Source organism: Rudaea sp. 3F27F6 (assembly GCF_005503555.1).
Classification (GTDB): Bacteria; Pseudomonadota; Gammaproteobacteria; order Xanthomonadales; family Rhodanobacteraceae; genus Rudaea.
This window is the reverse complement of sequence record NZ_SCNG01000003.1, coordinates 664,464-676,048: the sequence shown is the minus strand read 5'-3', so window position 1 is coordinate 676,048 and position 11,585 is coordinate 664,464. Positions and strand designations below refer to the sequence as shown.

At 65.4% G+C, this 11,585-nt stretch carries 9 protein-coding genes; 5 read left to right on the top strand and 4 right to left on the bottom strand.

Going from position 1 to position 11,585, the window contains the following annotated elements; translation table 11 throughout:
• On the bottom strand, positions 1 to 593 hold a 593-nt coding region (locus tag FFS30_RS15420), incomplete at its 3' end, for a hypothetical protein (RefSeq protein ID WP_212742486.1).
• A gap of 432 nt (positions 594 to 1,025) precedes the next feature.
• Positions 1,026 to 3,062, bottom strand: a complete 2,037-nt coding sequence (gene uvrB, locus FFS30_RS15415; protein ID WP_137914038.1) for an excinuclease ABC subunit UvrB — start codon at positions 3,060 to 3,062, stop codon at positions 1,026 to 1,028.
• Positions 3,063 to 3,280: 218 nt separating this feature from the next.
• On the opposite strand from uvrB, the gene FFS30_RS15410 reads away from it, so the two are divergent.
• From FFS30_RS15410 to xseA, 4 genes are all read left to right on the top strand, one after another.
• Positions 3,281 to 4,408, top strand: coding sequence for an aromatic ring-hydroxylating dioxygenase subunit alpha (locus FFS30_RS15410; protein WP_171014649.1), 1,128 nt, complete (start codon positions 3,281 to 3,283; stop codon positions 4,406 to 4,408).
• Between the two features lie 215 nt (positions 4,409 to 4,623).
• Entirely contained in the window at positions 4,624 to 5,136 is a 513-nt protein-coding gene (locus FFS30_RS15405) for a DUF6265 family protein (protein WP_137914036.1), read from the top strand.
• A gap of 12 nt (positions 5,137 to 5,148) precedes the next feature.
• A complete protein-coding gene (locus tag FFS30_RS15400; protein WP_137914035.1) occupies positions 5,149 to 6,570 on the top strand; it encodes a phospholipase D-like domain-containing protein in 1,422 nt (473 codons plus the stop codon).
• A 183-nt stretch (positions 6,571 to 6,753) separates the two neighbouring features.
• Positions 6,754 to 8,076 (top strand): exodeoxyribonuclease VII large subunit, encoded by a 1,323-nt coding sequence (xseA, locus tag FFS30_RS15395; protein ID WP_137914034.1) that lies wholly within the window; start codon positions 6,754 to 6,756, stop codon positions 8,074 to 8,076.
• A 156-nt stretch (positions 8,077 to 8,232) separates the two neighbouring features.
• Here xseA and FFS30_RS15390 read toward each other — a convergent pair whose 3' ends face one another.
• A complete protein-coding gene (locus FFS30_RS15390; protein WP_171014648.1) occupies positions 8,233 to 8,793 on the bottom strand; it encodes a DUF998 domain-containing protein in 561 nt (186 codons plus the stop codon).
• A gap of 150 nt (positions 8,794 to 8,943) precedes the next feature.
• Here FFS30_RS15390 and FFS30_RS15385 point away from each other — a divergent pair, with 150 nt between their 5' ends.
• Entirely contained in the window at positions 8,944 to 10,053 is a 1,110-nt protein-coding gene (locus tag FFS30_RS15385; protein WP_137914032.1) for an alpha/beta fold hydrolase, read from the top strand.
• A 138-nt stretch (positions 10,054 to 10,191) separates the two neighbouring features.
• Here FFS30_RS15385 and FFS30_RS15380 read toward each other — a convergent pair whose 3' ends face one another.
• Complete coding sequence (locus FFS30_RS15380; RefSeq protein ID WP_212742485.1) at positions 10,192 to 11,556, bottom strand: PepSY domain-containing protein; 1,365 nt, start codon at positions 11,554 to 11,556, stop codon at positions 10,192 to 10,194.
• Positions 11,557 to 11,585 lie beyond the last annotated feature (29 nt).

Sequence of the window (11,585 nt, the reverse complement as noted above, 5' to 3'; positions counted from 1 at the left end):
GCCCAACCGCTCGTCAACGTCGGCGTCGCGCTGCTGTCGGTCACCGTGGTCGTGGTCGGCGCATTGCAGGTCGCGCCGGTGACGAGGCCGTTGCCGCAGGTGCCGGCCACCACGGTGCCCGCGCCGTTCGTGCCGGTCGAGCCCTGCATGATCTGGTTCGCCGACGAGTCGACGTTGAACGACATCACGTCGGTGCCGCTGCGTCCGCGGTGGCTGAGCTGCCAGCCGACCTTTTCACCCTGGACGACGCAGACGTTCTGGTAGAGACGTCCCGCGTACACCGCGTTGAGTTCGGCAAACTGCCTGCCTTCGCGCGCGACCACGCCCAAAAACCGCGTCGTCCACATTTCGACCAGATTGCCGGTCGTGCCCAACGGCGGCGGCGGCGTGCAGTTGCCGCTGGCGAGGCCCGTACTCGATGGCGTGGTCGCCGCCGAGGACCAACCCGGCAACTGCGAATCGTCCACTTGCATGTAACAGCCGCTCGCGGGTGTCGGCGCGGTCAGCACCGGTTGCTCGAAGCCAAGGTCGAGGAAGCTGCGCTGCACCTGTGCGAACGCGGCCGGCATCGCCAACAGCGATGCAATGACCAAGATGGCGGCTCTGTACGGCGCGGGCATGCGGACTGAGGGCGAACCTCGTTCCGGCCTGCGCAAACGGCGCGACGCAGCTTCGCTGCTCGCTTTCACTGTAGCGATCTGTGCCATGCGACAACCCCCTGAAAGCCGAAGCTAAGGCTGGATAAGTTTTTGCCCGGCGAAATTTGTCCGGGTGTGAGGACTCCGACGTCAGGCCGGCTTTCTCGACACGGATACGATAGCCGGGAAACGGCTCCGCACCTCATATCGAACAACCATTCCGTGAGTCAAAGCTCAATAATTAAGTGCTAATCAGTTCTCATTTTCTCCCGCGCAGCGGCGAAGGGTCAAGCGCGGACTGCGCGCACCTGCGCAACCGGGCGATTTGCCCGGAATCGATTCGTTCATGGTCTTGGCCGCGGCTCGCCGAAAGCAGCCGCGGAGGGCTCAGCTCAGCAAGCCGAGCGCCTTGACGCGCTGCAGCTCGTCGCGCACGCGCGCGGCTTCCTCGAACTGCAGATCCTGCGCGAGCTTATACATCTGTGCTTCGAGCTTCTTCAGCTTGGCCGCAAGCTGGTCGGGCGTCAGCACACTGTAATCGACGGATTCCTCGGCAATTGCGAGTCCGCTGGCCGTGCGCGCGCGCTTGCCGCCGGCACGTTCGCTCTCCGCATCGGCACGCGCGCCTTCCATGATGTCGGCGATCTTCTTCACCACCGACTTCGGCGTGATGCCATGCTCGATGTTGTAGTCGATCTGTTTCTGCCGGCGCCGGTCGGTTTCGTCGAGCGCGCGCTTGATCGAATCGGTGATGCGGTCGGCGTAGAGAATCGCCTTGCCGCGCAGGTTGCGCGCGGCGCGGCCGATCGTCTGGATCAGCGAGCGCGTCGAACGCAGATAACCTTCCTTGTCCGCGTCGAGGATGGCGACGAGCGACACCTCGGGCATGTCCAGACCTTCGCGCAGCAGGTTGATGCCGACCAGCACGTCGAACTTGCCGAGGCGCAGATCGCGGAGAATTTCGACGCGTTCCACCGTCTCGATGTCCGAGTGCAGATAGCGCACGCGCACGCCGTGCTCTTCGAGGTAATCGGTGAGGTTCTCGGACATGCGCTTGGTCAGCGTGGTCACGAGCACGCGGTCGCCCTGCTTGACGCGCAGGTTGATCTCGCCGAGCAGATCGTCGACCTGGGTGCGCACCGGGCGTATTTCGACCTCGGGATCGATCAGGCCGGTCGGCCGTACCACGAGCTCGACGACATTGCCCTGCGAGTGATTGACTTCGTAGTCGCCCGGCGTCGCCGAAACGTAGATCGTGCGCGGCTCGCGCTCGACGAACTCGTCGAACTTGAGCGGCCGGTTGTCGAGCGCCGACGGCAGGCGAAAACCGTACTCGACCAGATTCTCCTTGCGCGAGCGGTCGCCCTTGTACATCGCGCCGAGCTGCGGCACGGTGACGTGCGACTCGTCGATCACCAGCAACGAATCCGGCGGCAGATAGTCGAACAGCGTCGGCGGCGGCTCGCCGGCCTTGCGTCCGGTGAAGTGGCGCGAATAGTTCTCGATGCCCTGGCAGTAGCCGATCTCGGCCATCATTTCGAGGTCGAACTGAGTCCGTTGCTGCAGGCGCTGCGCCTCGACGAGCTTGTTCGCCTTGTAGAACTGCTCCAGCCGTTCCTTGAGTTCGGGCTTGATCGTCTCGATCGCGTCGAGCACGCGCTTGCGCGTGGTCACGTAATGCGTGGCCGGATAAATCACGCAGCGCTGCGTCTTGCGCAGCACAGCGCCGGTCAGCGGATCGAACACCGAGACATTCTCGACCATGCCGTCGAACAACTCGATGCGTATCGCATCGGTTTCGCTCTCGGCCGGGAACACGTCGACCACGTCGCCGCGCACGCGGAAACTGCCGCGATGCAGTTCGTAGTCGCCGCGCTCGTACTGCAGCTCGGTCAGGTGGCGGATCAGCTCGCGCTGATCGACGCGCTCGCCGCGCGCGAGGATCAGGCGCATCGACAGATAATCTTCCGGATCGCCGAGACCGTATATCGCCGAGACGGTCGCGACGATCAGCGCATCGGGACGCGACAGCAACGCCTTGGTCGCCGACAGGCGCATCTGCTCGATGTGCTCGTTGATGCTCGAATCTTTCTCGATGTAGGTGTCGCTGGCGACGACATAGGCTTCGGGCTGGTAGTAGTCGTAATAACTGACGAAGTACTCGACAGCGTTGTGCGGGAAGAACTCCTTGAACTCGCCGTAGAGCTGCGCGGCCAAGGTCTTGTTCGGCGCGAGCACGATGGTCGGCTTCTGGATCTGCTGGACGACGTTGGCAATCGTGAAAGTCTTGCCCGATCCGGTCACGCCGAGCAGGGTCTGATGCGCCAACCCGTCGTTGAACCCGGCGACGAGCTTGCGGATCGCGTCGGGCTGGTCGCCGGACGGCGCGAACGGGGAAACGAGCTGGAAACGGTCTGCGGACATGGCAAGAATGTGCGGGCGACTCGGCAATGCGCAAGTCTAATGCAGCGCACCAGTGCGGCGGCGTCTTCGGCGCAAGCCTGCTGACAACCCTCGTCAGCTGTCGATGCGCGGCGCTGTCCCTGTTCTGCAACAACGCGCGGGCGAACGCCCGGCGCGGTGGCCGCCGGCCGGGTCCCGCGCCATACTCGCCGGCGTACCTCGACTCCCGGACCGCCGCCATGAAAGCACGCACCTCCTTCGGCCAGCACACTCTCGGTCGCGAGTACTTCGTCTCCGACGAAATCTGGCGCGCCGAACACGAGAAAATTTTCTTCCGCTCGTGGATGCTCGCCGGGCACGTCTCCCAGCTCGAACAGCCGGGCAGCTATTTCCTGTTCGAGCTCGAACGCGAAAGCGTCATCGTGCTGCGCGACCACGACGGCGAACTGCGTGCCTTCCACAATCATTGCCGCCATCGCGGCAGCAAACTGTGCCGCGAAGCGCAGGGCACGCTCGGCAAGGCGATCCAGTGCCCGTACCACGCCTGGACCTTCGGCCTCGACGGCGCCCTGCGCGGCGTGCCGACGATGAGCGAAGTGCCCGGCTTCGACCCAGCGAACTACCCGCTGCACAGCGCCGCGCTGAACAACTGGGAAGGCTTTCTCTTCGTCAACCTCTCGCCCAATCCGCCGCCGTTCGCGGAAGCGCTGCCCGGCCTCGCCGGCCGCTTCGAGCAGTGGCGCTCGGCCGAACTGCGCCCGGCCGGGCGCAGGGTCTACGAGGTCGAGGCGAACTGGAAACTGATCTTCCACAACTTCAGCGAGTGCTATCACTGCCCGCTCGCGCATCCGCACCTGAACAAGCTCACGCCGTTCCGCAATTCCGAGAACGATCTCGAAGAAGGCCCCGTGCTCGGTGGCCCGATGTGGATGAGCAACCGCGACGGCAGCATGAGCATGGGCGGCGAGCGCTGCGCCCCGGCTCTGCCCGGCATCACCGAGGCGCAGCGCGGAAAAGTATACTATTACAGCCTGTTCCCGAGCGGCTTCCTCTCGTTCCATCCGGACTACGTGATGATGCATCGCGCGCAACCGCTGTCAAAAGACACGACGCGGGTGACCTGCGAATGGCTGTTCCATCCCGATGCGATCGCGGCGCCCGGCTTCGATCCGCAGCCCGCGATCGAGTTCTGGGATCTGACCAACCGCCAGGATTGGGATCTCTGCTCGAACGCGCACCGCGGTGTCACCTCGCAGGCCTGGGAGCCGGGTCCGTACTCCGAACTCGAAAGCCAGCTCGCCGCATTCGACCGCCAGTACCGGCGTTCGCTCGGCGAAGAGGTCGTCCTGGCGCGACGCGCGGTCTGACTCAGGCGCACGGACGAAACGAATGCTTTGTCCGTCATTTCCGGCTCTCGACAACCGAAGAGCCTATCGGGCGTGAATCGCGTTTCTGCTTTTGTTGCGTGACGATAAAAACGCGAACTCGAAACGGCGTTCCCCTTTCCGAGTATCGCCAGCCGCCGCTGCCGCCCTGCGCGAATTAAGATAGGCCTCTTTTCGCTTCCCTGGGGAGAGGGACCATGAAACTGCACGCCAAGCTCACTCTGCTCACTGTTTTATTCGCGGCTCCCGCCCTCTTTGCCGCCGATGCGCCCATGGCAACGTCGTCGAATGCCACGACCGACATTGCCCTCGACCGCTTCGCCTGGCTCGCCGGCCGCTGGACATTCGACGAGAACGGCGCGATCACCGAAGAGATCTGGTCGACGCCCTCGGCCAACTTGATGGTCGGCATGAGCCGCACGCTCAAGGGCGGCAAGACGGTGAGTTTCGAATTCATGCGCCTGCAGAAACGCGAGGATGGCGTCTACTTCACCGCGCAACCGGGCGGCAAGCCGCCGGTCGATTTCCGTCTCGCGAGCATCGATGCGGCCGAAGCGGTCTTCGTCAATCCCGGCCATGCCGATCATCTGCAGCGCATCGTCTATCGCCGCAACGCCGACGGCTCGCTGACCGCGCGCATCGAAGGCAACGACAACGGCAAAACGTTCTCGAAGGACTTTCCCTATCGCCGGGCGCTGGCACAGCCGTAGAATCGGCGCTGCATGTCATCGCAGCCCGATCACCCCACTCCGCCGCTGGCGTCCGCACGCAACCTGACTGCGCACGCATTCGAGCGCGCGACCGGCGCCGAATTGAGCGCGGGCAACGACGTCGAACTGCTGATCGACGCGCAGGCGAACTTCGACCACTGGCTCGCGGCGATCCGCGCCGCGCGGCAGACGATCCTGCTCGAAAACTACATCGTCGCCGACGACAGCGTCGGCCGCGAATTCCGTGCCGCACTCGCCGAGCGCGCCGCGGCCGGCGTGCGCGTCGCCGTGATCCGCGACTGGCTCGGCTGTCTCGGCAATTCCAAGGCCGCGTTCTGGCAGCCGCTGCTCGACGCCGGCGGCGAAGTGCGCGCCTATAATCCGCCGCGCTTCGACAGTCCGCTCGGCTGGCTCGGCCGCGACCATCGCAAGCTGCTCGTGGTCGACGGCGCAATCGCCTTCGTCTCCGGCATCTGCGTCGCGCAGAAATGGCTCGGCGATCCGCCGCGCGGTATCGCGCCGTGGCGCGACACCGGCGTCGCCATCCGCGGGCCGGCCTGCGCCGACGTCGCGCGCGCCTTCGTCGACAACTGGGCGCAGATCGGCGCGCCGCTCGCGCTCGATATCGTCGAGCCCGCGCGCGCCGGCGACGTCGATCTGCGCGTCATCGCGACCACGCCGAATCGCGCCAGCCTCTACCGCACCGATCTCTTCGTCGCCTCGATGGCGCGCCGCACCCTGTGGTTGACCGATGCTTACTTCGTCGGCTTCGCCCCGTACGTGCAGGCGCTTTGCGCCGCCGCGCGCGACGGCGTCGACGTGCGCCTGCTCGTGCCCGGCACGAGCAATCTGAAACTCGTCGCGCGGCTTTCGCACGCGGGCTATCGGCCGCTGCTCGAAGCCGGGGTGAAGGTTTACGAATGGAACGGCTCGATGATCCACGCCAAGACCGCGGTCGCCGACGGGCGCTGGGCGCGGGTCGGATCGAGCAATCTCAACGTCGCGAGCTGGCTGACCAACTGCGAGATCGACGTCGCTGTCGAAAACGAAGGCTTCGCGCAGAAAATGGCCGCACAGTACGAGCAAGATCTGCTCAATGCGACCGAAGTCGTGCTCGACGAGCGCGCGCGTCCCTCGCGCACACGCCCGGCCGCACGCCGCACGCGCGGCGGCAGCGGCAGTTCGAGCCGCGCCGCGGCGGGCACGCTGCGCCTGGTCAACACCGTCGGCGCCGCGATCGGCGATCGGCGCGTGCTCGGCAGCGGCGAAGCGGCGTTGCTGCCGCCGATCGCCTTTGTCCTTATCGCGCTCGCCGTGATCGCGTCGATCTGGCCGCGCCTCGTTGCCTGGCCGCTCGCCGTGATCGCGCTCTGGGTCGGCGCGAGTCTGCTGTGGCGCTGGCGCAAATTGCGACGCAAACGCAGAGAGCGCTGAAGCGCACGAACTCCTAACTTCCGAAGTACTATTCTTCTCGCACCGGGAGAAGGCGCCGGCAGGCTGATGAGGGAAAATCCTCAGACGGTTGCCGTGCGGTGTCGAGTCGCTGCGCTCTCCCCTCATCCGCCCCTTCGGGGCACCTTCTTCCGCTGGGAGAAGGGAAGCCAAAGCCATCACTGTATGCCTGAGTTCACCGCCGATACCGCCGCGGAACGCGAAATCTTCTCCCCGAGCCAGCTCGTGCGCCTCGCGCGCGATCTGCTCGAAGACACGTTCCCGTTGATCTGGATCGAAGGCGAGATTTCCAATTTCTCGCGTCCGGCCTCGGGGCATCTGTATTTCAGCCTCAAGGACGCGCAGGCGCAGATCCGCTGCGCCATGTTCAAGAACCGCGCGATGCTGCTGCGCTTCCGCCCGGCCGACGGCACGCGCGTACTGGCGCGCGTACGCGTGAGCCTGTACGAAGCGCGCGGCGAATTCCAGCTGATCGTCGAGCATCTCGAAGAGGCCGGCGAAGGCGCCCTGCTGCGCGCGTTCGAGCAGCTCAAGGCGCGGCTTGCCGCAGAAGGCCTGTTCGATGCGGCGAAGAAACGTCCGCTGCCGAAACTGCCGCGCCGCATCGGCGTCGTCACCTCGGCCACCGGCGCGGCGATACGCGATGTCTTGAGCGTCCTTGCGCGCCGCTTTCCGCTCGCCGAAGTCGACGTGATACCGGTGCCGGTGCAGGGCAAGGAAGCACCGCCGGCGATCGTCAAGGCGCTGCAGGCCGCGTCGGCTGGGCAGCGCCACGACGTGCTCCTGCTCACGCGCGGCGGCGGCTCGCTCGAAGACCTGTGGGCGTTCAATGACGAGGCGGTCGCGCGCGCGATCCGCGCCAGCGCGATCCCCGTGGTCAGCGCGATCGGCCACGAAGTCGATTTCACCATCGCCGATTTCGCCGCCGACCTGCGTGCGCCGACACCGTCCGCCGCCGCGGAAATTCTCGTGCCGGACGGCGGCGCGATCCGCCGTACCCTGCAGCGCGAGGAGGCGCGGCTCGAAGCGCTGATCCTGCGCCGCCTGCAGAATGCCGCGCAACGTATCGACCATGCCTGGGCGCGGCTGCGCGCGCAGCATCCGCGCGCGCGACTGCAGCGCGGCGGCGAGCGGCTTGCGCATCTGCATGCACGCCTGCAGGCACAACATCCGCTGATCCGGCTGGCGCAGCGCAGCGAGCGCCTCGCCGCGCTGCAGCGCCGTCTTGCCGTGGCGCTCGAACGCAGACTCGATTCGCGCAAGCAGCATCTCGCCGAACTCGCGCGCGCGCTCAACGCGGTCAGCCCGCTCGCGACCTTGCAGCGCGGCTACGCCATCCTGCTCGACCGCGACGACGGCCACGTGCTGCGCTCGGCCGCGCAAGTGCACGCGGCGCCGCATCTGATCGCGCGCCTCGCCGACGGCGACGTGCCACTACGCCGCGAAGCCGCGCCGCGCAAACGCAAAACGGATGCGAGCAGCGGCTGAGTGTGCTGACGAATATCTCACTCGTACGGTGCCGAGATACATCGCGCCCAATAGATTGAGACGATATGAGCGGGCAACGGAGATTGCCCAGCGCGGCATGCGAACACCATGTGCCGTCGCCGACATCGCGGAACTTGGCCGCTTAGTACGTCGCTGTCATCGGCCGGTTCGCCACCGCAACGCGAACGAAGCCCAACCGAGCCACACGAGAATCAGCGCGATGACAGCCTTCTGCGCCAGCCCGCGCGGCAGCGAGTGCACCAGCGAATAAATCCACAAGGCCGCGAACGCCGCGGCGGCGAGCGCGAAGGCAAACGCGAAACTGCCGCGCCAGCGCGGATCGAAGCGCAGCCAGAACGACTGCAGCAGCATCGCCACGGTCACGCAGAGAAAGGTCGTCATCGCGGAGAGGCGATGCACGACTTCCCACACGTCTGCGTCGCCGTACAGTTTTGCCGGCTCGCTCAACGCGGTCAGCGCGAGTCCGAGACCGGCGACGACGAACAGCAGCATCGGCACGATGCTGCGCGCAGGCATGGCGAGCGCAAAACGGAAACCCAGGCCGAGCGCGATCAGGCCCGCGGACAAGGCGAGATAGGCCGCGATCACCGCCGTGCCGAACGGGCCGCTCAAGTAGTAGCTCAGCGGCGCAGCGATCCAATCCAGATCGCTGCGCAGGAACTGCGCCGCGCCGCAGACGAGGACAAAAACCGCCACGCTACAGCCGGCTAACAAGGCGCAACCGCGGGCATGTCGTTCTGGGCGCGAGATATTCATCGGCGCAACGATACCCGGTGCGTCGCCGCAGGACAAAGCTCCGCGTTTATTGCACACTCGGCCGGGTCCGCATCCGTTCCCGGTGAACCTATGATCCGCCGCTGCCTGTCCGTCGTTCCGGCTCTTGCCGCCCTGTTTTTCTGCCTGTCTGCGCATGCCGATACGTGGCCTGCGCCGGTCGAAGGCGACTATGTGATCAAGGACTTTCGTTTCGCCAGCGGCGAAACCCTGCCCGAGCTGCGCCTGCACTACCGCACGCTCGGCAATATCCACAAGGACAAAAGTGGCAAAGTGGACAATGCGGTGTTGATCATGCACGGCACCGGCGGCGCCGGCACGCAGTTCGTCAACGAACGCTTCGCCGGCCAGTTGTTCGGCCCCGGCCAGCCGCTCGATGCGGCGAAATACTTCATCGTGCTGCCCGACGGCATCGGCCACGGCAAGTCGAGCAAACCGAGCGACGGCCTGCGTATGAAGTTTCCACGCTACGACTACGACGACATGGTGAAGGCTGACTATCGGCTGTTGACCGAGAAGCTCAAGGTCAATCATCTGCGCCTGGTCATGGGCACGTCGATGGGCGGCATGCACACCTGGGTTTGGGGCGAGACTTATCCCGATTTTATGGACGCGCTGATGCCGCTCGCTTCGCTGCCCGTCGAGATCGCCGGGCGCAACCGCATGTTCCGGCGCATGTTCATGGACGCGATCCGCAACGATCCGGAATGGAACAACGGCGACTACACGAAGCAGCCGCGCGGCCTGGCCGACGCGCTGCACATCCTGATGATCATGGGCTCGGTGCCGCTGCAATGGCAGAAGGAGTATCCGACTCGCGACGCGGCCGACAAATACCTCGAAGACCGCATCGCCGCCTTGATGAAGGAAGACGACGCCAACGACTGCCTCTATCAGGTGGATTCCTCGCGCAACTACAACCCGCAGCCGCGGCTGGCCGCGATCAAGGTGCCGCTGCTCGCGGTCAACTCTGCCGACGACCAGATCAATCCACCCGAACTCGGCATCCTCGAACGCGAAATCAAGAACGTGGCAAACGGCAGCGCCGTCGTCCTGCCGATTAGCGATGCCACGCGCGGGCACAGTTCGCATACCTGGGCCGTGCTGTGGAAAAACTATCTAGTCGACTTGCTGCAAAAGAGCGAAGGCGCCGCACAACGTTCGCGCTCAAATAGCAAATAGCAAAAAAGTTGCTTTCACATCACTTCCCCTCGGGTAACCATCTACCGTTCGCCCTTCGATACCTCAAGGCGAACGGTTTTTATCTTCTCGTATCGCTACAATTCTTTTGTTGCGCTTTCTTCGTTGCGCAACGCGCGGTTAGAGCAGCTTCTGCAAATCAACACCAATGCGCAGCAGCAGACTCTCTCCTGCGAGCACTGCAAGCAGACTCAAGCCGAACATCGGCAACGCCAGGCCGATCACCGCGATCACAGCGAACAATACCCACGACAGTTTCGCCGCATGCGGCAACGACTGCGGCGCACCGAGCCTGCCCGGCGGGCGGCGGCGCCACCAGAGCACCAGCGCACTCGATGAAATCAGAATCAAACCGAGCGCGGTGAACACGCCGAGCGCCTGGTTGAACCAGCCGAACAACTGGCCTTCGTGTGCGCTGATGCCGACGCCGATCACGCGGTCGAAGAGAGCGCCGTCAGCCCAGCCGCGCCGGCGCAGCACCTCGCCGCTGGCCGGGTCGAGTTCGACGCGGACGCGCTCGGTGCGGTTCTGCGATTCCGAGCGCGCGGTCCATGCCGGTGCAGAGCGCGACGGCGGCGCAATCAACACCGGCGGTGCGAGCGCCAAGGCGGCGACCGGTTCGACGAGGCGATCGAGCGCCGCATAGTCTGGTGCCGGCATCTCCTCGCTCTGCGCCATCGCTGCGTGGCCGTGATGCGCGGGTGGCGCGGCATTTTCGGCACGCCGCTGCACGAGCGCATCGCTGCTGCCGGTGGTCCAATCCTGCGGTGCGTTCAGTGCGCTGATCGCATTATGGGCGCTACGCAACAGGCTGCCCCAGGATTTCGTCCACGGCAGGCCCGAGAACAGCAGGAACAGGGCGAAGAACGAGATCCAGAAGCCTGTGACGCCGTGCAGATCGCGCCAGAACACGCGGCCACCGCGATGCAGGCGCGGGTAGAGCACGCCCGCCGCGCCCGCTGCATTGCGCGGCCACCAAAGATAGAGGCCGGTCAGCAACATCACGATCGCCCACGAGGCGGCCAGTTCGACCAGATTCGAGCCGCGGTCGCCGAGCATCAGCTCGCCATGCAGACGCGAAATGAGCGGCATCAGGCGCGCGTCCTCGTCGATCACCTGCAGCACGGCGCAGGTCTGCGGATGCACGTAGACTCGCGTCAGCACGGCGCCGCGACCGACAAGAATGCGCACCGCGGCGCCCGGCGCGGGCGGCAGTTGATAGGCGTTGAGCCGACCGCCCGGCACGGCGGCCAGCGCAGCGGTAACCTGGACTTGCGGCGCAGCGAGCGGGCCGTCGATCTGCAGATGATCGTAAAGCCGGTCCAGCCACGCCTCGACCTGCGGTTTGAACAAGTAGATCGCGCCGGTGCAAGCGAGCCAAAGCACGAACGGGATGCAGAACAGGCCCGCATAAAAATGCCAGCGCCAGACGGTGCGATAGTCGGGCCAGCCGAGCAAGAACCGACGCGCCGTCGCCGTGTTCACGATATGCCGCTCGAGATCGAGAGGGTTCG